We start from the raw sequence: 23006 nt of genomic DNA, 5'->3' as shown, positions 1-23006 counted from the left end.
GGGGCCGGCGGCCTCACTGGCCGATCTGGGAGATGCCGTTCGCGAGGCTGCCCACGACCTGCAGGATCCAGCGGCCGAACCCGGTCTGGGCGACGAGTACGCCCAGGGTGAGGGCGAGCGCCACGGTCACGCTCTGGTCGACCCGGCTCCTGGCCTGTACACGCCGGCGTATGAGCAGGAAGACGATGACGGCGAGCAACACCGCCACGTTGATCGTCAGCACCGGCCGCTCCTCCCTCCGACGAGCACGTCCGCGCATTCCTGTGTAGCCCGAACGCAAAGGCCGGGTGGTGAGGTTGGCCAGGGTTGGCGGCAATATGTCCCTCTGGCCGAATCGTTCGGGCAGCGCGCGGTGAACGTGCTGCCGTCTGCGCCCGGGGCCGTGCCGACGGCTCCCGCACCCGGCCCCGTCGGCCGGGTGCGGGCAACGAACCGGCACGTCGTCCCGTACTCGCCGGGCTCAGTCCTCCACCGGCAGCCCGGGCAGCAGCTTCTCCAGCGTGATGGGGAAGTTTCGGACGCGGATGCCGGTGGCGTTGTGCACCGCGTTGGCGATCGCGGCGCCGGCGCCGCAGATGCCCAGTTCGCCGACGCCCTTGGCGCCGAGGGTGTTTGCCCGGGCGTCGTGGCCGTCCAGGAGGACGGCGTCGATGTCGGGGACGTCGGCGTGGGCCGGGAGCAGGTAGTGGGCCAGGTCCCGGGTGACGAAGGCGCCGGAGCGCGGGTCGACGACGGCCTCTTCCTCCAGGGCGGCGCCGACGCCCCAGATCATGCCGCCGATCAGCTGTGAGCGGGCCGTCTTGGGGTTGAGGGCGCGGCCCACCGAGAACACGCCGAGCATCCGGCGCAGCCGGATCTCGGCGGTGTCCGCGTCGACGCCCACTTCGGCGAAGTGGGCCCCGTAGGTGTGGATCGAGTACGCCGCGTAGTTCGGGTCGTCGGCCATGAAGAGGGTCTCGCCCACCGCCTCCAGTCCTTCGGGGTGGTGGCGCCGGACGAGCGCGCCCAGGGTCTCGGACGCATCGCCGATGCGTACGTGGCCGTCGGCGAACACGGCGCCCGCCGCGGGCAGCCCGTGCAGGGGCGAGTGCGGGTCGGAGCGTGCCGCGTCCAGCAGTTGGCTACGCAGGGCCGCGCAGGCGCGGTCCGTAGCGGTGCCGGAGTTGGCGGCGCCCCACGACCCGCCGGACCCCCAGCTGCGGGGATAGCCGGACCGGCCGAGCTCGATCCGTACCCGGTCGGGCGGCAGTCCGAGCCCGTCGGCCGCGACCTGGGTGAGGACGGTGTACGTGCCGGTGCCGATATCGGTCATATCCGTGCGGACGACGGCGGTGCCGTCCGCCTCCAGCCGCACCCGTACCGCTGTCGGCGCCTGGAAGTGCCCGCGGATGGCGGCCGCCATGCCGTAGCCGACCAGCCACCGCCCCTCGCGTACGCTCGCCGGAGTCGCGGGGCGGCGCTCCCAGCCGAACCGGCGCGCGCCTTCGCGCAGGCAGTCGACCAGGTGCCGCTCGCTGTAGGGCACGCCCCGCTCGGGATCGACGGTGGGCTCGTTGCGGATGCGCAGCTCGACCGGGTCCATGCCGAGCGCGTCGGCCAGTTCGTCCATCGCCGACTCCACCGCCAGCAGGCCGGGCGCCTCGCCCGGGGCGCGGACGTCCGCCCCGCGCGGCAGGTCGAGCGGCACCATGCGGTGGCTCGTCGCCCGGTGGGGCGCGGCGTACAGGCTGCGGCTGGTCGCGGCGGTCTGCTCGGCGTACTCCACGTCGGGGCTGGTGTGCATGGTGACGTCGTGGGCGATCGCGGCCAGCCGCCCGTCGCGCCCCGCGCCCAGCCGGACCCGCTGGCTGGACGTGGGGCGCATGCCGACGAGCTGGAAGAGCTGCTGCCGGGTGAGCGCGGCCTTGACCGGCCGGCGCAGGGCGCGAGCGGCCAGCGCCGCCAGGATCGTCTCGGCGTGGACGCCCAGCTTGGAGCCGAATCCTCCGCCGACATAGGGCGAGACGATGTGGATCCGCTCGGGGTCCATGCCGAGCGTGGCGGCGACCGAGGTCCACGCCGCGTCGACGATCTGGCAGCTGACGTGCACGATCAGATCCTCGCCCCGCGGTTCCACCAGGCACGCGTGCGGCTCCATCGGCATCGAGAACTCGTACGGCGTGGTGTAGCGCTGGTCGACGCGGACCGGCGCCCCGGCGAACCCGGCGGCGAAGTCGCCCACCGCGGTGTCGGCGGGGAGACCGGCGTTGACCACTTTCGGTACGTATGCCTCGGTTTCGTGCGCGGCGAAGTCGAAGCGTCCGCGCCCTTCGGCGTACTCCACGTGGATCAGGCCGGCCGCCCCGCGGGCCTCCTCGAAGGTGGTGGCCACGACGAACGCCACCGGCTCGCCGTGGTGGTGGACCTCCGGGCCGGTCAGCACCGGCTGGGCCCGCCAGTACTCGAACTGTATGGATTCGTCGCGCGGCCCCTGCGCCGGGGCGTTGCGATGGGTCATGACCATGCGTACGCCGGGGGCGCGTTCGGCCTCCGCGGTGTCGATGCGGGTGATGCGGCCCTTGCCGATCGTCGCGCCGACGACGACCCCGTAGAGCGGCTGCCCGGCTTCCCACTGCTCGTAGGCGTAGGTGGCCCGGCCGGTGACCTTCAGCGGGCCGTCGACGCGGTTCAACGCTCGCCCGGTGATCATCCCGCCTCCTCGGTCCGGCCGCCGGCCGCTTGCGCCAGTGTCCGGCACAGCGTGCGCCGGGCCAGCTCGATCTTGAAGTCGTTGTGCCCCTGCCCCACGGCGTCGCGCATCGCCGCTTCGGCGGCGGCGCGGTAGGTGCCCGTCGTGGCAGGACGGCCCCGTAGCGCGGCCTCCGCTTCGAGGGACCGCCATGGCTTGGGCGCCACGCCGCCGAACGCCACCCGCGCCGTGTCGATCGTGCCCTGGTCGGCCGAGACGACGACTGCCACGGAGACCAGCGCGAATTCGTAGGACGCCCGGTCGCGCACCTTGCGGTAGAGCTGCCGGCCAGGTGGCGAAGGCGGCAGGACCACGCCCGTGATCATCTCGGCCGGCCGCAGCACGGTTTCGATGTGCGGGGTGTCGCCCGGCAGCCGGTAGAAGTCCGCAATGGCCACGCGGCGTACGGACGCGCCGGGACCGAGCAGCTCGATCTCCGCCTCCAGCGCGGTCATCGCGACGGCCATGTCCGAGGGGTGGGTGGCGATGCAGGAGTCACTGGTGCCGAGGACCGCGTGGATACGGTTGAACCCGCCGATCGCCGAACACCCGCTCCCGGGCTGCCGTTTGTTGCAGCCCGCGGCCGTGTCGTAGAAGTACGGGCAGCGGGTGCGCTGCAACAGGTTGCCGCCGGTGGACGCCTTGTTGCGCAGCTGGCCCGAGGCGCCGGAGACCAGCGCCTGCGTCAGCACCGGGTAGCGGGTACGGACGCGGGCGTCGGCGGCCACATCGGAGTTGGCCGCCTGGGCGCCGATCCGCAGGCCGCCGTCCGGCAGCTCCTCGATGTCGCGCAGCGGAAGGCGGCTGATGTCGACCAGATGGGCGGGGCGCTCGATGCCGAGCTTCATCAGGTCGAGCAGGTTGGTGCCGCCGCTGATGAACTTGGCGCCGTCCCTGGACACCGCGGTGACGGCGGCCTCCGCCCCGGCCGCCCGCTCGTACGTGAAGGACCTCAACCCGGGCCCCCTTCCGCCACGCCGCGGATGGCCGCGACGATGTTCGGATACGCGGCGCACCGGCAGAGGTTGCCGCTCATCCGCTCGCGGATCTCCTCGTCGGTCAACGCGATCCGCGGGGCGGCCACATCGACGGTGGCGTGACTGGGCCAGCCCGCCGCCACCTCGCCGAGCATGCCGACGGCCGAGACGATCTGGCCGGGCGTGCAGTAGCCGCACTGGAAACCGTCGCACTCGACGAAGGCGGCCTGGAGGGGATGCAGGTCATCGGGGTCGCCCAGCCCCTCGATCGTCACCACGTCGTCGCCCTCGTGCATCACGGCGAGCGTCAGACAGGAGTTGACGCGCCGGCCGTTGACCAGCACCGTGCAGGTGCCGCACTGCCCGTGATCACATCCCTTCTTGGTCCCGCCCAGGCGCAGCCGCTCGCGCAGCGCGTCGAGCAGCGAGGTCCGCGGGTCCACCGCGAACCGCCGCTCCTGATGGTTGACGTACAGCGTGACCGTCGGGAGCCGGTCCCCCTCGTCCTGGCTCCGCCCCACGGCCTGCGTGACCGAATCGCTCATGGCAGCCCTCGCGGGTGTCGTCCGGATGATGTGCGCCGTCGTGCCGGGCGCGGCATTCGTCCTTAGATTCCCGCGAAGTCCCGGGTTTCGGGAGGGTTTGGTCGGAGACCGTTTCGCCGCCCGGGGGTCGTTGCTCTCACGCCCCGCCGCGCGGGGACCGCGCCGTCACGGCCCGCCGATCGGGGACGGCAGCCGTCACGGCCCGCCGGTCTCCACCGGGTACGGCACATACGTACGCCGGTCCGGGTCGATGGCCAGTCGCCCGCCGGCCGGGGGCCGTGCCCGCTGGGCGCAGTCGCGCCGTTCGCAGATCCGGCAGCCCAGGCCGATCGGTGTCGCGGCCCGCGGATCGTCCAGGGCGACGCCCTCGGCGTAGACCAGGCGGTGGGCGTGGCGCAGTTCGCAGCCGAGTGCGACGGCGAATTCGGCGCGCGGCGCGTGGTGCCCGAACCCGCCGCGGGTGATGGTCCGGGCGATCCAGAAGTACCGCTTGCCGTCCGGCATTTCGGCGACCTGGGTCAGGATGCGGCCGGGTGCGGAGAACGCCTCGTACACCGTCCACAGCGGGCAGGTTCCGCCGAGGCGGGAGAAGTGGAAGTCGGTGGCGGACTGGCGCTTGGAGATGTTGCCGGCCCGGTCGACCCGCAGGAAGGAGAAGGGCACGCCGCGGCGGCCGGTGCGCTGCAGGGTGCTCAGGCGGTGGCACACCGTCTCGAAGCCGACACCGAAGCGGGCGGACAGCATCTCGATGTCGTAGCGCACCTCTTCCGCGGACCGGTGGAAGGCGGCGTACGGCATGAGCAGGGCGCCCGCGAAGTAGTTGGCCAGGCCGATACGGGCGAGGGCCCGCGACTCGTGGGAGGACAAGTCGCCTGCTCCGTCGGCCAGTTGGCCGATCAGCGGCCCGTGTTCCAGCAGGGCGAGCTGGGTGGCGAGCTGGAAGGCGCGCTGGCCGTCGCTGAGCCAGGGGGAGAGGAACAGCAGCCGGGCGCCGGGGTCGAAGCGCCGGGCGTCGGCGGAGCGGCCCGGGGCCGCCTCGACCGCCCGGACGCCGTGCCGTTCGGCGAGCCGAGCGGCGAGCGCGTCCGCGGTCCGGCCCGGCCGCAGGCCCAGGGCTTCCGCCGCCCACTCGGCTTCGGTGTCCAGGGGCTCGAAGTGGTTGTGGTGGGCGTAGAAGAAATCTCGTACCTCGTCGTGGGGTTCGGCCGGGGGCAGCAGTGCGCTGCCCGAGCCGGGGGAGGCGAGGGCGGCGGCCTGTTCGGCGGCGTCCCGGTAGCGGCGGTGCAGCGCGACCAGGGCGCGGGCCACTTCCGGGTGATCGCGGGCGGCTTCGGTGATCTCCTCGGGCGCGGGCAGTGGCACGCCGCACGCCTCGTCGGAGAGCGCGGTCCGCAGGTCGGTGGCGAGTCGGTCCCCGTCGGCCTCGGAGAAGAACTCGGTGTCGACGCCGAAGACCTCCGCGATACGCAGCAGCACGGGCGCGGTCAGCGGGCGCTGGCTCTGTTCGAGCTGATTGGCGTAGCTCGTGGAGATGCCGAGGGCGCGGGCCATGTCGACCTGGTTCATGCCGTGCTCGCGACGCAGCCGGCGCAACCGGGCGTGGGCGTAGACCTTGCGGTCGGCCGGCCGTCGGGCCATGCCGCACCTCCTCCCGTCGCGGGCCGCCGGCCTCGGTGCCGGAGCGGCGGTTCTTGCGAACATAGCATTCGCAGAATTCGCAGGATTCGCGGATTCACCCGCCCGCGCTGTACGGATTCCGCAGATTGGAGCGGTGGTCCGGCAGACGCCGGAGGGGGCAGCCTCGGATACGTCAGCACCGACCGACAGCACGAGGAGTCCCGTGATCGAGCACCACGTCCGAGTCCACACCAGCGCCGACCGGCTGCCGCGCGAGGACCAGCTCGCCTGGAAGCTCGCGGCGGTGGCGACCGCCACCGGGGAACTGGACGCCGACAGCGTCACCATGGCCGTCAACCGCGTGATCGACAACGCCGCGGTCGCCGTCGCCTCCCTGCTGCGCCGCCCGGTCGCGGTGGCCCGCGCGCAGGCCGTAGCACACCGCGGCGCCGCCCCGGGGGCCTCGGTCTTCGGCACCAGCGTCCGCACCTCCCCGGAGTGGGCCGCCTGGGCCAACGGCACCGCCGTACGGGAACTGGACTTCCACGACACCTACCTCGCCGCCGACTACTCCCACCCCGGCGACAACATCCCGCCCCTCCTCGCCGTCGCCCAGCACACCGGCGGCACCGGCGCCGACCTGCTGCGCGGCATCATCGCCGCCTACGAGATCCACGTCGCCCTGGTCAAGGGCATCTGCCTGCACAAACACCGCATCGACCATGTGGCCCACCTCAGCGCCGCCACCGCCTGCGGCCTGGGCGCCCTGCTGCGCCTGCCGACGGAGACCGTGTACCAGGCCGTACAGCAGGCGGTGCACACCACGACCGCGACCCGGCAGTCCCGCAAGGGCGAGATCTCCAGCTGGAAGGCGTACGCCCCCGCCTTCGCGGGCAAGGCGGCGATCGAGGCCGTCGACCGGGCGATGCGCGGCGAGAACTCCCCGTCACCCATCTACGAGGGCGAGGACGGCTTCCTGGCCTGGATGCTCGACGGCCCGGCCGCCGACTACACCGTCCTGCTCCCGGAGCCGGACGAGCCGCGGCGCGCGATCCTCGACACGTACACCAAGGAGCACTCCGCCGAGTACCAGGCCCAGGCGATCATCGACCTGGCGCGGCGGCTGCGCGAGAAGATCCCCGCGCCGGACCACGTCCGCTCGGTGGTCCTGCACACCAGCCACCACACCCACCACGTCATCGGCTCCGGCGCCAACGACCCGCAGAAGTACGACCCCACGGCCAGCCGCGAAACCCTCGACCACTCGGTGCCGTACATCTTCGCCGTCGCCCTCCAGGACGGGGCCTGGCACCACGAGCGCTCCTATGCGCCCGAGCGCGCCCGACGCCCGGAGACCGTCGAGCTGTGGCAGAAGATCACCACGGTCGAGGACCCGGAGTGGACCCGCCGCTACCACGACCCCGACCCGGACCGCCGCGCCTTCGGCGGCCGCGCGGTGATCACCCTGGCGGACGGTTCGGTGATCGAGGACCAGCTCGCGGTCGCCGACGCGCACCCGGCCGGTGCCCGCCCGTTCGACCGCCCCGCCTACGCGCGCAAGTTCCGCACCCTCGCCGAGAACGCCGTCGCCCCGGACGGCCAGGACCGCTTCCTGTCCGCCGCCGAGCACCTGGCCGAGCTGTCCGCCCCCGACCTGGACGGCCTGTTCCCGGCTGTCGACACCGAGGCCGTCGCCGCGTACGACGCGAGCCTGCCGAAGGGCCTGTTCTGATGCTGCACACCCGCACCACCCCCGCCGAACGCCGCCGCGCGCTGCGCGAACGGCTGGCCACCGGCCGCCTGCTGCCCATGCCGGGCGCCCTCAACCCGCTGTCCGCCCGCCTCATCCAGGACACCGGTTTCGAGGCCGCCTACCTCTCCGGCGCCGTCCTCGCCGCCGATCTGGGCCTGCCCGACATCGGCCTGACCACGTCCACCGAGATCGCCGCCCGCGCCCAGCAGACGACCCGGGCCACCGACCTGCCCGTCCTCATCGACGCCGACACCGGCTTCGGCGAACCGATGAACGCCGCCCGCACCGTCCAGCTGATGGAGGACGCCGGGCTGGCCGGGCTGCATCTGGAGGACCAGGTCAACCCCAAGCGCTGCGGCCACCTCGACGGCAAGACCGTCACCTCGCGCGAGGAGATGGTCCGCCGGATCAAGGGCGCCGTCGACGCCCGCCGCGACCCGGACTTCCTGCTGATGGCCCGTACCGACGCCCGCTCGGTGGAGGGACTGGACGCGGCGGTCGACCGGGCGAAGGCGTACGTCGACGCCGGCGCCGACGCGATCTTCCCCGAAGCCCTCACCGGAGAGGCTGAATTCGAGGCGTTCCGCAAGGCGGTCGACGTACCGCTGCTCGCGAACCTCACCGAGTTCGGCAAGACGCCCCTGCTGGACACCCGCACCCTGGAGAACCTCGGCTACGACATCGCCCTCTACCCGGTCACCCTGCTGCGCCTGGCGATGGGCGCCGTCGAGGACGGGCTGCGCACGCTCGCCGCCGAGGGCACCCAGGAGTCCCTGCTGCCGCGGATGCAGACCCGCTCCCGCCTGTACGAGCTCCTCGGCTACGGGGACTACGCGGCCTTCGACTCGGCCGTCCACGACTTCACCCTCCCGCCCGGCACCTGACCCGCCCGGCACCTGAACCCCGGCACCTGACCCACGAAGGCAGGCACCCCATGTCCACCACCGCGCCCGCGATCCACCGCGGCCTCGCCGGTGTCGTCGTCGACACCACCGAGATCTCCACCGTCATCCCGGAGACCAACTCCCTGACCTACCGCGGCTACCCGGTCCAGGACCTGGCCGCCCACCGTTCCTTCGAGGAGGTCGCTTACCTGCTGTGGTACGGCGAACTGCCCGACGCCGCCCAGCTGCGCGAGTTCCAGGCCCGCGAACGCGCCCTGCGCCCCCTGGGCCGCACCACCTCCGAACTGCTGGCCCGGCTGCCGGAGACCTGCCACCCGATGGACGTGCTCCGTACGGCCGTCAGCTTCTTCGGCGCCGAGGACCCCACCGAGGACGACGGCAGCCCCGCCGCCCACCGCGCCAAGTCCCTGACCCTGCTGGCGAAGCTGCCCACCGTGGTCGCCGCCGACCAGCGCCGCCGCCGGGGGCTCGCCCCCGTCCCGCCGGACCCCGGACTCGGCTACGCCGAGAACTTCTTCCACATGTGCTTCGGCAGCGTGCCCGCCCCCGAGGTGGTCCGCTGCTTCGAGACCTCCCTCGTGCTCTACGCGGAACACAGCTTCAACGCCTCGACGTTCACCGCCCGCGTCGTCACCTCCACCCTCTCCGACCTCTACAGCGCGGTCACCGCCGCGATCGGCGCGCTCAAGGGGCCGCTGCACGGCGGGGCCAACGAAGCCGTCATGCACATGCTGGAGGAGATCGGCGATCCGCAGCGCGCCGCGGAATGGCTGGACGGGGCCCTGGCCGCCAAGCGCAGGATCATGGGCTTCGGACACCGCGTGTACAAGCACGGCGACTCTCGCGTACCGGTCATGCAGGAGGCCCTGGACCGTCTGGTGGCCCGTGCCGCCGACCCGGAGACGACCCGGCTGGCCACGCTGCACACCGCTCTCCGGAACGCCATGGCCGGCCGCAAGGGCATCCACCCCAACCTGGACTACCCGGCTGGCCTCGCCTACCACCTGATGGGCTTCGACACCCCCGTCTTCACCCCGGTCTTCGTGATGAGCCGTATCACCGGGTGGACGGCCCACATCACCGAGCAGCTCGCCCACAACGCGCTGATCCGGCCCCTCGCCTCGTACGCGGGGCCGGATCAGCGGGCGGTGCCGGCGATGGCCGGGTAGCGGGCCCGCCACCCTGCCACCCCCGTACCGCGGCGCGGGCCCCTCAGCCCGCGCCACCAGGTCCCTCAGCCCTGGCCGTAGGGGTGGAATCCCCGGCCGGTCTTGCGGCCGAGGAGTCCCGCCTCCACCATCCGGTGCAGCAGCGGCGGTGGCGCGTAGAGCGGTTCGCGGAACTCGTCGTAGAGGGACTCCGCGATCGAGGCGACGGTGTCCAGGCCGATCAGGTCGGCGAGCTTCAGCGGGCCCATGGGGTGGGCGCAGCCCAGTTCCATGCCCGTGTCAATGTCCGCGGCGGTGGCGAAACCGGACTCCGCCATCCGGATCGCGGCCAGCAGGTACGGGACGAGCAGCGCGTTGACGACGAAGCCCGCCCGGTCCTTGGAGCGGATCACGGTCCTGCCGAGCACGCGCGTCGCGAAGTCCTCGGCCGCGGCGGCCGTCGCGGCCGAGGTGTGCAGCGAGGTCACCACCTCCACCAGCGGCATGACGGGCACGGGGTTGAAGAAGTGCAGGCCCACCACCCGGTCCGCGCGGCCGGTCGCCATGCCGACCCGCATCACCGGGAGGGAGGAGGTGTTGGTGGCCAGCACGGCGGCCGGATCCTCGACGATCTTGTCCAGCGCGGCGAAGACCTCGGTCTTGGCGTCCGGGTTCTCCACCACGGCCTCGATGACGCAACTCCGGTCGGCCAGAGCTTCCAGGCTGCCGGTGAACACCAGGCGGGCCAGCGCGTCCCCGGCCGCGGCCTCCGTCAGCCTGCCGCGCCGTACCGCCCGGTCGAGCGATGCCGCCACCCGGTCCCGGGCGGCCCGGGCCGCGACCGCGTCCACCTCGCACACCACGGTGTCCAGCCCGGCCCGCGCGCACACCTCGGCGATGCCCGCGCCCATCTGCCCGCCGCCGACCACGCCGACCCGCCGGATGTCCGGGCTCATGCCCCGGCCTCCGTCCGCCGCACGAGGTGACGGGTGTACGCGTCCGGGGTGAAGAACAGCGGCAGCTCGCCCGCCAGCGCGGTCCGCTCGAACAGCGCGCGGATGTCGTCCACGGGCGCCCACGGATACTCCGCACCCAGCGCCGCGACCTCCTCGTCCAGCAGCCGCAGTACCGTCTCCCGGTCGATCACCCGGTGCCGCAGCCACTGCCAGATCTGCGCCCGCGCGATCTCGGCGGTGGCCGCGTCCTCCATCAGCCCGTACAGGGCGACGGCACCCTGGCCGCGCAGCCAGGCGGCGAAGTAGCGCAGCGCGACAGCGATGTCGGTGCGCACGCCCTCCGGGGTGGGCGGCCCGCTGATGCGGCGTACCGACAGCAGGTCGGCGGGCGTCACGTCCACGTCGTCGCGGGTGCGGTCGAGCTGGTGGGGCCGGCCGACGAGAACGCCGTCGAAGACCTCGCGGCACACCGGCACCAGGCCGGGATGGGCCACCCAGGACCCGTCGAACCCGTCCTCCGCCTCCCGCTCCTTGTCCAGCCGCACCTTGGCGAGCGCGGCTTCGTTCGCCGCCGGGTCCTTGCCGGGTACGTGGGCGGCCATGCCGCCGATGGCGTGGGCGCCGCGGCGGTGGCAGGTGCGGACGAGCAGTTCGGTGTAGGCCCGCAGGAAGGGCGCGGTCATCGTCACCTTCGCCCGGTCCGGCAGCAGGAAGTCGGCGCGGTGCCCGAACGTCTTGATCAGGCTGAAGAGGTAGTCCCAGCGGCCGGCGTTGAGCCCCGCACTGTGCTCGCGCAGCTCGTGAAGGATCTCCTCCATCTCGAACGCGGCGGTGACCGTCTCGATGAGGACCGTGGCACGGACCGTGCCGCGCGGTATGCCGAGCAGGTCCTGGGCGAGGACGAAGATGTCGTTCCACAGCCGGGCCTCGTGCCGGTTCTCCAGCTTCGGCAGGTAGAAGTACGGGCCGCGGCCGGCGTCGATCTGCCGCTGGGCGCAGTGGAAGAAGTACAGGCCGAAGTCGACGAGCGCGGCGGGGACGGGCCGTCCGTCGTACTCCAGGTGCTCTTCGTCGAGGTGCCAGCCGCGCGGGCGGACCATGACGGTGGCGAGCCGCGCGGGGTCCCCGAGCCGGTACTCCCTGCCCTCCGGCGTCACGAAGTCGATTCGCCGCCCGATCGCGTCGAGCAGATTGAGCTGACCGCCGATGACGTTCTCCCAGGTGGGCGAGGTGGCGTCCTCGAAGTCCGCCATCCACACCCGGGCACCGGAGTTGAGCGCGTTGACGGCCATCCGGCGCTCGGGCGGCCCGGTGATCTCCACACGCCGGTCGGTCAGACCCGGGGCCGGCGGCGCGACGCGCCAGGACGGGTCGGCGCGCACCGCGGAAGTGACCAGCGGAAAGTCGAGCGGCGAGCCCGACGCCAGACGCAACGCCAGCCTGCGGCGCTCCTTGAGAACGTCCCGGCGGCGATCCCCGAAGGCACCGGCCAGCCGGCCGACGAAGTCCAGGGCGGCAGGCGTCAGGATCTCGTCGTGCCGGTGCCCCGGAGCGGCGAGGACACGGACACGGTGGGTCAGTGCGCTGGTGAGCATCGGTTCTCCTGAAGAAAGGGGAGCGGAGGGGCGGGCGGGGACGATCGCCCGGCCCTCCGCTCGGGCGGAGGGGTGGGCCGCGCGGATGCTCGGGCCGCTGTGCGGCCTGGCCGGGGGCGGCCGCGAGGAGCGCCTAGTGGAACTGCTCCTCCTCCGTGGAGCCGGTCAGCGCGGTGGTGGAGGAAGCGGGGTTGACGGCACTGGCGACCAGGTCGAAGTAGCCGGTGCCGACCTCGCGCTGGTGCTTGACGGCGGTGAAGCCCTGCTTCTGGGCGGCGAACTCGCGCTCCTGGAGGTCGACATAGGCGGTCATGCCGTGCTCGGCGTAACCGCGGGCGAGGTCGAACATGCCGTGGTTGAGGGAGTGGAAGCCGGCCAGGGTGATGAACTGGAAGCGGTAGCCCATCGCGCCCAGCTCCCGCTGGAACTTGGCGATCTGGTCGTCGTCCAGCGCCGCCTTCCAGTTGAAGGACGGCGAGCAGTTGTAGGCCAGCAGCTGGTCGGGGTACTCGGCGTGGATCGCCTCGGCGAATTCCCGGGCCTGGGCCAGGTCGGGGGTGCCGGTCTCCATCCACAGCAGGTCCGCGTACGGGGCGTACGCCAGACCGCGGGCGATCACCGGGGCCATGCCGTTCTCGACCCGGTAGAAGCCCTCGGCGGTGCGCTCGCCGGTGCAGAAGCGGGCGTCGGTCTCGTCCACGTCGCTGGTCAGCAGCGTGGCGGCCAGGGCGTCGGTGCGCGCGACGAGCACGGTCGGCACATCGGCGATGTCGGCGGCGAGGCGGGCCGCGTTCAGGGTGCGGATGTGCTGGGAGGTGGGTACGAGGACCTTGCCACCGAGGTGGCCGCACTTCTTCTCGGAGGCGAGCTGGTCCTCGTAGTGGATACCGGCGGCACCCGCCGCGATCATCGCCTTGGTCAGCTCGAAGGCGTTGAGCGGGCCGCCGAAGCCGGCCTCGGCGTCCGCGACGATCGGCACCAGCCAGTCCAGGGCCTCCCCGTCCCCTTCCGCGGTGGCGATCTGGTCGGCGCGCAGCAGCGCGTTGTTGATACGGCGCACCACCTGCGGCACGGAGTTGGCCGGGTACAGGCTCTGGTCGGGGTAGGTGTGACCGGCCTGGTTGGCGTCGGCGGCGACCTGCCAGCCGGACAGGTAGACGGCCTGCAGCCCGGCCTTGACCTGCTGCACGGCCTGACCGCCCGTCAGCGCGCCCAGCGCGTGGATGTAGTCCTGCTCGTGCAGCTGACGCCACAGCCGTTCCGCGCCGCGCCGGGCCAGGGTGTGCTCCTCACGGACGCTGCCCGACAGCCGGACCACGTCCTGCGCGCCGAAGGTACGCTCGACACCCCGCCAGCGCGGGTCGGACGCCCACCGCCGCGCCAGTTCCGCGGCCGCCTGCGTGCTCGCTTCTGCCATGACCGTCTCCTTGCGTGCTGTTTCGTCTGCCAACCCGTGTGTCGCACCGCCACGGAATGGCACTGCGTGTCTCAACTGGGGTGCGGCCCGCTGCTGTGCCATGCGGCAAGGTGAGCAATGCTGCCGGTGCGGGCTGCCGTCCTGGCCGGGATCTCCGACGTCAGAGCGGGAATCGTGCCCCGGCCCCGGGCGGCTGCCGCCGGGCCCGGCGGGCCGCGTGGACACCACCCTGGCACTGGCACTGAGTGCCAACAAGGGTGTACGCATGCCAACCTTTGCGAATCTTCCCGCCGCGTTTTGCCAAGGTTGCGAAGGTCAGGGTGCGATGGCTGAGGGCGGCTCCGGCCGGCCTTCAGCGGTTGCCGGGCCCGCCCGCCGTCATTCGGCCACCCGACGGTGCGACCGTTCCACGAGTACGGCCGCGCCGACCAACGTCCACGCGCCCAGCGCCGCCCACGCCACCGCGTGCCCCGCGCCCTCCCACAGACCTGCCCCCGTCGCCCGGCCCGCCTGGTGCGTGGCCACGGCGTACATGCCGATCGGGAAGACCGCCGACCACCAGGACGGTTCGTAGCGCAGCGGTACGCGATGCCGGACGTGCCGCCACGCGCCGGCGGCCAGGAGCACCGGGATCAGCGCCGTCGCCCACCCGGCCACCGCCGTCAGCACCACGACGATCACCGCCCGGACCGGCCCGTCCCACGGCGTGGAGAGCAGTACGTCGGCTCCGGCCAGGACGCTGATGGCGCCCGCGCCCATGGCGATCCAGTACACCGGGGACAGGTCCGCCGGGGCGACACCGTGGCGGCGCAGGCGCGTCCACACCAGCGTGGTGATCGAGACGTACGCCAGGACGCCCGCCGCCCAGCAGCAGACCTCCGCCACGGCCGTCGTGGGCCCGGCCCGTAGCGCCGTGCCGGCCACGACGACCGACTGCGGCCCGACCACGAGCAGGAACCAGCTGCCGTCCGGCCGCACCGACCGGGACCGGGCCACGGTGACCAGCATGCGCGGGACCAGCGCAGCGCAGCACAGGGCGCCGCCGGTCAGCAGGGCCACGGCGAACGGGTGCCAGCGCCCCGCCGCCAGATCGGCGGCCAGCACGTCGGAGGCCGCCACGAACGTGAAGAACCCGAAGGCGCGGGCCGGATCGGCCGCGTCCCGCGCCACCCGGCCGCGGTACGCGGCGATCCGCCACCCGGTCGCGACGACGAGACCGGCGTAGAGGATCACGCCTACACCCAGCAGCACGCGGGCCACCCCTGCGCACCGATGGTGCCGTGCCGCCCGGGAGACGATGCCCGCGGCCATTACGGACGCGAAACATCCTGGCGGGAGTCGCGCGACGGCTTCCCGTGCCCGCGTCCGGCGGGTGTCCTGCCCGGCGGCCTCGTGGCCCATGGGTACTCCAGCTGCCTGGCTCCCGCGCGCCGGTATGGGCCGCGGCCACGGGAGCGGTAGACGACGTATGGGCGGAAGAGGTACCCGAGGGGCACGGTGAACGCGTGCACCAGACGGCTGAACGGCCACAGGGCGAACAGCGCCATGCCCAGCAGGGCGTGCAGTTGGTGGACGAAGGGCGCCCGGGCCATGGCGCCGACATCGGGTTCGAGGGCGAAGAGGCTCCGGAACCAGACCGAGACGCCCAGCCGGTAGTCGTACGGGTTGGTGACCGTGGAGGCGGTGGCCAGCAGCCCGGCGAGCAGGACGACGGCCAGCAGGGGATACACCAGGCGGTCGCTGCGGCTGGTCGCGGCGCGGACGGCGGGCACGCGCAGGCGGCGGTGGAGGAGGAGGGCCAGGCCCGCGACGGCGGCCAGGCCCGCCAGGCCGCCGATGGTCAGGGCCGTCAGGTGGTACAGGTGCTCACTGACGCGCAGCCGCTCGGTCAGCGCCTCGGGAACGAGCAGCCCCATGACATGACCGCCGATGACCAGGAACAGGGCGTAGTGGAAGAGCGGCCCGCCGATGCGCAGCAGACGGGACTCGTGCAGCTGGCTGGAGCGGGTGGTGAAGCCGAAGCGGTCGTAGCGGTAGCGCCAGGCGGTGCCGGCGACCAGGGTGGCCAGCACGAGGTAGGGCAGCACTCCCCACAGGGCGATGTGCGCGTGGGTCACCTGCGGGCTCCTTCCGTATGCGGCGATCCTGAGGCGGGAAAGGGATCGAGGCCCACGTTCTCGGTGGGCGGCCCGGTGCGGGCCAGGCCGAGGACGGCGGCGCGATCGGCGGCCGCGGGGGCCGGCAGGGTGTCGCGCACGGCGCGCAGCACGTCGGCGTAGGAGCTCCCGTACGTTTCCAGAGCGCGGCCGAGCAGGTCGAGTGCGGGCCGGTGCTCGCGCAGCAGAGAGAGCCCCGGCTCAGGACAGCGCGCGCTGAATTCCAGTACGGCGGGCAGGAAGTCGGGCAGCTCACCGCCGCTCGGCTGCCAGCCGTGGGCGCGGTAGAGGGCCTTGAGCCGGGCGAGGGCCGCGCCGCGGCGGCGGGTGTCACCGTCGGTGTAGTACGTCAGGTGCAGGGTGCGGCGTCGGCTGCGGTCGAAGGTGAGGACGTAACGGGCCGCCAGGTCGAGTGGCGGTACGGTCCGGGCGTAGGCGCAGAAGCGCGCTAGCGCGGCCGGTGACTCGCCCGGCAGCGCGCGCATCGCCTCGGTGACGGCGGCCAGCCGTACGGGCCAGTCGTCGTCGGGGTAGACCAGCAGCAGGGAAGCCGCCTGATGGACGGCGGGACGGACGGCGGTCACCGCTCGCTCTCCCGGCGGCGGGGGAACAGGCCGCGGGGAAGCCCCCTGCCGTCCCAGTTCAGCAGGTTGACACGACCGCGCAGCCCGTCGCCCGCCGCGACGGTTTCGGGAACCGGCGGGGCGTGGAAGGAGTCCATGCCCGGCAGGCCCGCGTCGTACATGCCCGGGCCGCCGTCCCCGTCCAGACTGCATCCGCCGTCCACCGAGTCCGGGGGAACCGTTCCTGTGTAGCTGGTCGGGATCACATAACGGTCCTCGTACTTGGCCAGGGCCAGCAGCCGGTACATGTCCTCGATGCCACGCTCGTCCAGGCCGACGCTCCGGGCGATCGCCGGATCACGAGGATCACCGAGGTTGATGCGCCGCATGTGGGCGCGCATCGCGGCCAGCCGGCACAGGGCGGCTTCGACGGGCGCCGGATCGCCCGCGGTGAAGAGATGGGCGAGGTAGTCCAGCGGGATGCGCAGCGCGTCGATGGCGGCGAACAGCTTGGCCGGGTCCTCGCCGTCGTGCCCGGTCGCGGTCAGCGACTCGACCACCGGCGACAGCGGCGGCACGTACCAGACCATCGGCATGGTGCGGTATTCCGGATGCAGCGGCAGCGCCACGCGGTAGTCCGTGATGAGCGCGCGGACGGGGGAGCGGCGGGCGGCGGTGATCCAGTCGTGGGGGATGCCGGATTCCTCGGCGGCGCGTGCGACGGTGGGGTCGTCGGGGTCGAGGAAGCAGGAGAGCTGGGCCTCGTAGAGGTCCTTTTCGTCGGGTGTGGCGGCGGCTTCGCCGACTTTGTCGGGGTCGTAGAGGATGACGCCGAGGTAGCGCAATCGCCCTACGCACGTTTCGGAGCACACGGTGGGCTGGCCTGCTTCGATGCGCGGGTAGCAGAGGGTGCATTTTTCGGCTTTGCCGGTCTGGTGGTTGAAGTAGACCTTTTTGTAGGGGCAGCCGGTGACGCACATGCGCCAGCCGCGGCAGCGGTCCTGGTCGACGAGGACGATGCCGTCCTCGATGCGCTTGTAGAGGGCGCCGGAGGGGCAGACGGCGACGCAGGACGGGTTGAGGCAGTGCTCGCAGATGCGGGGCAGGTAGAACAGGAAAGCCTGCTCGTATTCGAGGCGCACCTGGTCGTTCATTTTCTTCAGGACGGGGTCGTCGGCGAGGTGGTCGGGGCCGCCGCCGAGGTCGTCGTCCCAGTTGGGGCCCCAGGTGATGTCGGTGGGGCGGCCGTCGATGAGGGAGCGGGGCGGTGCGGTGGGCAGGTCGTCGCCGAGCGGTGCGGTGGTGAGGTTCGCGTAGTCGTACGTCCAGGGCTCGTAGTAGTCGCTCAGGGCGGGCAGTTCGGGGTTGGCGAAGAGACGGGCCAGTCGACGGGCCCGGCCGCCGCTGCGGGGTACGAGGCGGTCGCCCTTGAGCCGCCAGCCGCCCTTCCAGTGCTCCTGGTCCTCGTAGGCGCGGGGGTAGCCCTGGCCGGGCCGGGTCTCGACGTTGTTGAACCAGACGTATTCGGTGCCGGAACGGTGGGTCCAGGTCTGTTTGCAGGTGACCGAGCAGGTGTGGCAGCCGATGCACTTGTCGAGGTTCATGACCATGGCCACCTGGGCCATGACGCGGCGGGTGGGGGGTGTGCCGCGAGGCATGTCAGTACTCCACGTTCTGCGAGCGGCGTCGGATGGTGGTGACGGCGTCGCGCTGGTTGCCGGTGGGGCCGTAGTAGTTGGGGGCGAAGGACAGCTGGCCGTAGCCGCCGATGAGGTGGGTGGGCTTGATCAGGAGTTTGGTGAGGGCGTTGTGCACTCCGCCGCGCCGGCCGGTGGCCTGGGATTTGGGCACGTTCACCAGGCGTTCCTGTACGTGGTACATGAACACGGTGCCGGGCGGCATGCGGTGCGAGACGATGGCCCGTGCGACGACCACGCCGTTGGGGTTGACCGCCTCGATCCAGTCGTTGTCGGCCACCTCGATACGGGCCGCGTCCTGGACGCTGAGCCAGATGACCGGGCCGCCGCGGGCCAGTGTCTGCATGAGCAGGTTCTCCTGGTACTCGGAGTGGATGGACCACTTCGAATGCGGGGTGACATAGCGGACCGTCACCGAGCGCGCGCCCTCCACTCCTGCCGTCGGGGGGTGTTCGCCCAGGGAGGCGAGGTCCAGCGGCGGGCGGTAGACGGGAAGCTGCTCGCCGAGTTCGGCCATCCAGTCGTGGTCGAGGTAGAAGTGCTGGCGGCCGGTGAGGGTGTGCCAGGGCTTGCGGTGCTCGGTGTTGATCGTGAACGGCGCGTACCGGCGCTCCGGACCCTCCTTGCCCGACCACTCGAAACTGGCCCCTACCTGCACCGGGCGGGCCTGGGTGTCGGAGAAGACCACGCGCCGTTCGGCGACCGACTCGCCGAGCGCCGTCAGTCCGCTGCCGGGGCCGCAGCGTTCGGCGAGGCGCGCGAAACCCTCGGCGGCCAGCCGCCCGTTGGTGGTGCCGGACAGGGCGAGGATCGCCTCGCAGAACTTCACGTCCGTATCCAGCAGCGGCCGCCCGCTCGCCGCGCCCCCGGCGGCCGTCCCGCACCGGTCCGCCAGCCACCGGGCCTCCGCCCGCGGGTACACGGTCACGCCCTTGACGGTCATGCCCGACTCCTCGGCCAGCGGCCCCAGGCCGGCCAGCTTCGCGGCCACGGCCGTGTAATCCCGCTCGACGAGCGCGAACGCCGGCAGGTTGTGTCCTGGCCGAGGCCGACCCGCCTCCCGCCAGTCGGGCACCGTTCCGCCGGGCTGCGCCGTCTCGCCGGGGGTGTCGTGCGTCAGCGGGGTGGCCACCAGGTCGTACCGGGTGTCCAGGCGCCCACGGGCCAGTTCGCTGAGCTTCGACGCCAGGCCGTGGAAGATCTCGAAGTCGGTACGGGCCTGCCAGGGCGGGATGATCGCGGGCGAGAAGGCGTGTACGTACGGGTGCATGTCCGTGCTGGACAGGTCGTGCTTCTCGTACCAGGTGGCTGCGGGCAGAACCAGATCCGCCATCAGGGTCGTGGAGGTCATACGGAAGTCCAGCGCCAGCAGTAGGTCGAGCTTTCCGCGCGGCGCCTCCTCGTGCCAGGTGACATCGCGCGGGCGGGACTCTGGAGGCGCCTCTTCGGCACTCGCGTTGTCGGCGGCGCCCAGCAGGTGTCGCAGGAAGTACTCGTTGCCCTTGGCGGAAGAACCGATCAGATTCGCCCGCCACACGGTCAGCACCCGGGGCCAGTTCGCCGGATCGTCCGGGTCCTCACAGGCGAACCCCAGCTGCCCGTGCTGAAGCTGGTCGGCCACCCACTGCCCCGGTTCGCGCCCGGCGGCGCGGACCCGGTCCCCCAACGTCAGGGGGTTGTCGCTGAACGTGGGGGCGGAAGGCATCCAGCCCAGACGGGCGGACTGCGCCACCAGATCAGCGGTGTGCCGACCCGCGAACAGACCCCGGCCCGTCACCGAGGCCAGCGCATCGGCCCGGTAGGTCTCATACCGCCACTGGTCGGTGTGCAGGTACCAGAACGGTGTCCCGGCCATCTGCCGCGACGGCCGTACCCAGTCCGCCGCGCTCTGCAACTGCTGCCACCCGGCGTACGGGCGTACCTTCTCCTGGCCGACGTAATGCGCCCAGCCGCCGCCGTTGACGCCCTGGCAGCCGGTCAGCAGCAGGAGCGTCAGGAACGACCGGTAGATGGTGTCCGAGTGGAACCAGTGGTTGGTACCGGCGCCCATCACGATCATGCAGCGCCCGCGCGTCTTCTCGGCGGTGTGCGCGAACTCCCGCGCCGCCCGTACGACGGCGCCCGCCGGAACCGAGGTCAGCGTCTCCTGCCAGGCCGGGGTGCACGGCAGCGCTGCGTCGTCGTACCCCTGGGGCCACTGCCCCGACAGACCCTGACGGTGCACGCCGTACCGGGCCAGCAGCAGGTCGAAGACGGTCGTCACCCGGCGGCCGCCCAGTTCGCGCACCGGCACCGCCCGGCGCACGGTGCCGGCCTCACCTTCCGCGCCCTGGTCGAAGCGCGGAAGAAGGACCTCCACACTGGCCGCGCCCTGCGCCTCGTGGAAGGTGAGCAGCGGGTCCACGTCGCCCAGGTCGAGATGCCAGCGGCCCGCGCCGCCCTCGCTCCAGCGTTCCCCCAGCGTGCCGGGCGGAGCCACGGGAGCACCCCGCCCCGCGTCGAAAACCACCGGCTTCCACTGCCCGTTCTCCCCGCCGTCGTCCTCCTCGGACAGGCCCAGGCCGGCCGCCGTGACGAACTTCCCCGGCACGAAGGACGCGCCGCGCGGCTCCAGTTCGACGAGGAAGGGCAGGTCGGTGAAGGTTTTGACGTAGTCGGTGAAGTACGGGACCTGGCGTTGGACGAAGCATTCGCGCAGGATGACGTGGCCCATGGCCATGGCCAGGGCGCCGTCGGTGCCGGGGTGGGGATGCAGCCATTCGTCGGCGAATTTGGTGGCGTCGGCGTAGTCGGGGGAGACCACCACGACTTTCTGGCCGCGGTAGCGGGCCTCGGCCATCCAGTGCGCGTCCGGGGTGCGGGTGACCGGCACGTTCGAGCCCCACAGCATCAGGTAGGCCGCGTCCCACCAGTCACCGGATTCCGGGACGTCGGTCTGGTCGCCGAAGACCTGCGGGGAGGCGATCGGCAGATCCGCGTACCAGTCGTAGAAGGACAGCATGGGCGCGCCGAGCAGCGACATGAAGCGGGCGCCGACCGCGTGCGAGGCCATGGACATCGCGGGGATGGGGGAGAAGCCGGCGATCCGGTCCGGCCCGTAATGCTGGAGGGTGTGCACATGGGCGGCGGCCGCGATCTCCAAAGCCTCGTCCCAGCCGATCCGTACCAGGCCGCCTTTGCCGCGGGCCTGCTGATACCGGCGGCGTTTGGCCGCGTCCCCGGTGATCTCGGCCCAGGCCGCCACCGGGTCGCCGAGCCGGGCCCGCGCTTCCCGGAACATTTCCACCAGCACGCCGCGCGCATACGGATAACGCACCCGCGTCGGCGAGTACGTGTACCAGGAAAAGGACGCTCCGCGCGGACAGCCCCTCGGCTCGTACTCCGGGCGGTCGGGGCCCACCGACGGGTAATCCGTCTGTTGTGTTTCCCAGGTGATGAGCCCGTCTTTGACGAACACCTGCCAGGAACACGAGCCCGTGCAATTCACACCGTGGGTCGAGCGCACCACCTTGTCGTGCGCCCACCGCTCACGGTACGGCGCGTCATTGACTCCCTGATCCGCACGGAAGACCGCCCGCCGGTCCGCGGTCGTCGTGGTCCCCTGTAACTGTTGGCCCAGCCGCAACAGCCGCTCCGCCGCCGCACCGGCCACACGTTCCGTTGTCCTGCGTGATCCGCGATGCGCCACGGCCCGACGTCCCTTCTCTCCGCACAGCGACACCCTGTGTCCGCTCAGTGGGCAGGGCGCATTTCCGGCCCAAGTTTGACCCCGAAACCGCTCCTGGAACCACATCGCCGAGCACAATTGGACAGAGTTATACACAAGCTTCCATGTGCTTTGCTCTACATGCCGGGCACATATGCAAAGAGCGAATGCGTGTTTGTTTTGAGACACGAACAACGCGGGATATATGTTTCCCGCGACAGGCCAAGTAGGGGGTTTCCGGGACCGGTCGGCCCGCGCGGCCGGGGCTTTGTCCTTGAAGTTGCCGCAGCGGCAGCCTCTACCGTCCTGACCAGGGCCGGAAAACCGGCCCTGCCGAGCGTTTCGTGAAGGGGGCGGCGATGGCCTGGCCGATCGCGGAGGTGGCGCGGATGTCCGGTGTGACGGCACGGACGCTGCGCCACTACGACCACACCGGCCTGCTGCCGCCCGCCGGGACCGGCGCGAACGGGCACCGCTACTACGAGGAGCGGCAGTTGCTGCGGTTGCAGCAGATCCTCGTCCTGCGGGAACTGGGCCTGGGGCTGGCGGAGATCGGCCGGGTACTGGCGGCGCAGGTCGACGAACTGGAGGCGCTGCGCGGCCACCACCGTCGGCTGCTCGCCGAACGCGACCGGCTGGACGCCCTGGCCGCGACCGTGTCCCGCACGATCGGCGAACTGGAACGATCCAGGAAGGACGGCACCGCCATGGTCAGCATCAACCGGCCGGAGAACCTGTTCGAGGGCATCCGGCCGCCGCAGTACCTGAAGAGCCTGCGCGGCTTCCCCGAACTGGCCGCCGCCATCGAGCGGCACAACGCGGGCCTGGGCGAGGCCGAGATCGAGGCCGACCAGCGCGAGCGTACGGCGCAGATGGTCCGGCTGGCCGAGCTGCTGGCCGCCGGGGAGCCGGCCGGGGCCGACCCGGTGCAGGCCGAGATCGACCGGCAGCACCGTGCGCTGACCCGCATACGGAAGGTCAGCGCCGAGGAGTACCGCGCGATCGGACGCGCCTGCGTGGAGAACGAGCACTGGCGCGCCGCGTACGAGTCGATCGCACCGGGCCTGGCCGCGTACCAGCGGGACGCGATCGAGGCTTATGCGGAGGCGCGTCTGGGCTGAGGGGGACGCCGGGGCCGGGCTCCACCGGGGCTACATCGTGAAGGAGAACTCCTTCTCGTGCCCGCAGACGGGGCAGCGGCCCCGGTACCAGCTGGGCGACGCGGCGATGGCGTAGTTCTCGA

17 protein-coding genes are annotated in these 23006 nt (G+C 72.1%); 4 read left to right on the top strand and 13 right to left on the bottom strand.

The features are described 5' to 3' along the window. Nucleotides 1–13 precede the first annotated feature (13 nt). The 5 genes from CP984_RS02345 to CP984_RS02325 form a co-directional block, all read right to left on the bottom strand. Nucleotides 14–223 (bottom strand): hypothetical protein, encoded by a 210-nt coding sequence (locus CP984_RS02345; RefSeq protein ID WP_003981014.1) that lies wholly within the window; start codon nt 221–223, stop codon nt 14–16. Nucleotides 224–460: 237 nt separating this feature from the next. Then, nucleotides 461–2689 carry a xanthine dehydrogenase family protein molybdopterin-binding subunit gene (locus CP984_RS02340; protein ID WP_003981013.1) on the bottom strand — a complete coding sequence of 743 codons (2229 nt, stop codon included), beginning with the start codon at nt 2687–2689 and terminating at the stop codon, nt 461–463. Then, on the bottom strand, nt 2686–3684 hold the full coding sequence (locus CP984_RS02335; RefSeq protein WP_003981012.1) for an FAD binding domain-containing protein: 999 nt from the start codon (nt 3682–3684) through the stop codon (nt 2686–2688). Before CP984_RS02335 ends, CP984_RS02340 begins: the two co-directional genes overlap by 4 nt. Beyond that, on the bottom strand, nt 3681–4250 hold the full coding sequence (locus CP984_RS02330; RefSeq protein WP_003981011.1) for a 2Fe-2S iron-sulfur cluster-binding protein: 570 nt from the start codon (nt 4248–4250) through the stop codon (nt 3681–3683). The genes CP984_RS02335 and CP984_RS02330 overlap by 4 nt, the downstream gene beginning before the upstream one ends. Nucleotides 4251–4445: 195 nt before the next feature. Then, nucleotides 4446–5888, bottom strand: a complete 1443-nt coding sequence (locus CP984_RS02325; protein ID WP_003981010.1) for a short-chain fatty acyl-CoA regulator family protein — start codon at nt 5886–5888, stop codon at nt 4446–4448. A 202-nt stretch (nt 5889–6090) separates the two neighbouring features. Here CP984_RS02325 and CP984_RS02320 point away from each other — a divergent pair, with 202 nt between their 5' ends. From CP984_RS02320 to CP984_RS02310, 3 genes are read left to right on the top strand one after another with little or no spacing between them, the layout of a single operon-like run. Next, complete coding sequence (locus CP984_RS02320) at nt 6091–7599, top strand: MmgE/PrpD family protein (RefSeq protein WP_003981009.1); 1509 nt, start codon at nt 6091–6093, stop codon at nt 7597–7599. Then, nucleotides 7599–8504 (top strand): methylisocitrate lyase, encoded by a 906-nt coding sequence (gene prpB / locus CP984_RS02315; RefSeq protein WP_003981008.1) that lies wholly within the window; start codon nt 7599–7601, stop codon nt 8502–8504. Before CP984_RS02320 ends, prpB begins: the two co-directional genes overlap by 1 nt. Before the next feature lie 50 nt (nt 8505–8554). Beyond that, the gene (locus CP984_RS02310) at nt 8555–9694 is read left to right on the top strand and encodes a bifunctional 2-methylcitrate synthase/citrate synthase (RefSeq protein ID WP_003981006.1); all 1140 of its coding nucleotides are present in this window, start codon (nt 8555–8557) and stop codon (nt 9692–9694) included. A 65-nt stretch (nt 9695–9759) separates the two neighbouring features. Here the strand turns inward: CP984_RS02310 and CP984_RS02305 are convergent, their stop codons facing one another. From CP984_RS02305 to CP984_RS02270, 8 genes are all read right to left on the bottom strand, one after another. Continuing rightward, nucleotides 9760–10629 (bottom strand): 3-hydroxybutyryl-CoA dehydrogenase, encoded by an 870-nt coding sequence (locus tag CP984_RS02305; protein ID WP_003981005.1) that lies wholly within the window; start codon nt 10627–10629, stop codon nt 9760–9762. Beyond that, entirely contained in the window at nt 10626–12224 is a 1599-nt protein-coding gene (aceB, locus tag CP984_RS02300; RefSeq protein ID WP_003981004.1) for a malate synthase A, read from the bottom strand. Before aceB ends, CP984_RS02305 begins: the two co-directional genes overlap by 4 nt. A 133-nt stretch (nt 12225–12357) precedes the next feature. Beyond that, a complete protein-coding gene (gene aceA / locus CP984_RS02295) occupies nt 12358–13641 on the bottom strand; it encodes an isocitrate lyase (protein WP_003981003.1) in 1284 nt (427 codons plus the stop codon). 378 nt (nt 13642–14019) lie between these two features. Beyond that, entirely contained in the window at nt 14020–15042 is a 1023-nt protein-coding gene (locus tag CP984_RS02290; RefSeq protein ID WP_030181490.1) for a tellurite resistance/C4-dicarboxylate transporter family protein, read from the bottom strand. Beyond that, nucleotides 14952–15758 (bottom strand): respiratory nitrate reductase subunit gamma, encoded by an 807-nt coding sequence (narI, locus tag CP984_RS02285; protein ID WP_003981001.1) that lies wholly within the window; start codon nt 15756–15758, stop codon nt 14952–14954. Before narI ends, CP984_RS02290 begins: the two co-directional genes overlap by 91 nt. Next, a complete protein-coding gene (gene narJ, locus CP984_RS02280) occupies nt 15755–16381 on the bottom strand; it encodes a nitrate reductase molybdenum cofactor assembly chaperone (protein ID WP_003981000.1) in 627 nt (208 codons plus the stop codon). The genes narI and narJ overlap by 4 nt, the downstream gene beginning before the upstream one ends. Then, entirely contained in the window at nt 16378–18018 is a 1641-nt protein-coding gene (gene narH / locus CP984_RS02275; RefSeq protein ID WP_078605237.1) for a nitrate reductase subunit beta, read from the bottom strand. Before narH ends, narJ begins: the two co-directional genes overlap by 4 nt. Nucleotide 18019: 1 nt before the next feature. Next, nucleotides 18020–21709, bottom strand: coding sequence for a nitrate reductase subunit alpha (locus CP984_RS02270; RefSeq protein WP_226048592.1), 3690 nt, complete (start codon nt 21707–21709; stop codon nt 18020–18022). 413 nt (nt 21710–22122) lie between these two features. On the opposite strand from CP984_RS02270, the gene CP984_RS02265 reads away from it, so the two are divergent. Further along, nucleotides 22123–22884 (top strand): MerR family transcriptional regulator, encoded by a 762-nt coding sequence (locus tag CP984_RS02265; RefSeq protein WP_003985582.1) that lies wholly within the window; start codon nt 22123–22125, stop codon nt 22882–22884. Nucleotides 22885–23006: the final 122 nt, after the last annotated feature.

Source organism: Streptomyces rimosus (genome assembly GCF_008704655.1).
Lineage (GTDB): Bacteria > Actinomycetota > Actinomycetes > Streptomycetales > Streptomycetaceae > Streptomyces > Streptomyces rimosus.
The sequence above is the reverse complement of the archived record's forward strand: the minus strand, read 5'-3'. Positions and strand labels throughout refer to the sequence as shown.

Excerpts from the sequence above, each read along its gene's own strand:
- CP984_RS02340 (WP_003981013.1), bottom strand. The coding sequence starts at position 2,689 with ATGATCACCGGGCGAGCGTTGAACCGCGTCGACGGCCCGCTGAAGGTC.
- CP984_RS02330 (WP_003981011.1), bottom strand. The coding sequence starts at position 4,250 with ATGAGCGATTCGGTCACGCAGGCCGTGGGGCGGAGCCAGGACGAGGGG.
- CP984_RS02325 (WP_003981010.1), bottom strand. The coding sequence starts at position 5,888 with ATGGCCCGACGGCCGGCCGACCGCAAGGTCTACGCCCACGCCCGGTTG.
- prpB (WP_003981008.1), top strand. The coding sequence starts at position 7,599 with ATGCTGCACACCCGCACCACCCCCGCCGAACGCCGCCGCGCGCTGCGC.
- CP984_RS02310 (WP_003981006.1), top strand. The coding sequence starts at position 8,555 with ATGTCCACCACCGCGCCCGCGATCCACCGCGGCCTCGCCGGTGTCGTC.
- CP984_RS02305 (WP_003981005.1), bottom strand. The coding sequence starts at position 10,629 with ATGAGCCCGGACATCCGGCGGGTCGGCGTGGTCGGCGGCGGGCAGATG.
- aceB (WP_003981004.1), bottom strand. The coding sequence starts at position 12,224 with ATGCTCACCAGCGCACTGACCCACCGTGTCCGTGTCCTCGCCGCTCCG.
- aceA (WP_003981003.1), bottom strand. The coding sequence starts at position 13,641 with ATGGCAGAAGCGAGCACGCAGGCGGCCGCGGAACTGGCGCGGCGGTGG.
- CP984_RS02290 (WP_030181490.1), bottom strand. The coding sequence starts at position 15,042 with ATGGGCCACGAGGCCGCCGGGCAGGACACCCGCCGGACGCGGGCACGG.
- narH (WP_078605237.1), bottom strand. The coding sequence starts at position 18,018 with ATGCCTCGCGGCACACCCCCCACCCGCCGCGTCATGGCCCAGGTGGCC.
- CP984_RS02265 (WP_003985582.1), top strand. The coding sequence starts at position 22,123 with ATGGCCTGGCCGATCGCGGAGGTGGCGCGGATGTCCGGTGTGACGGCA.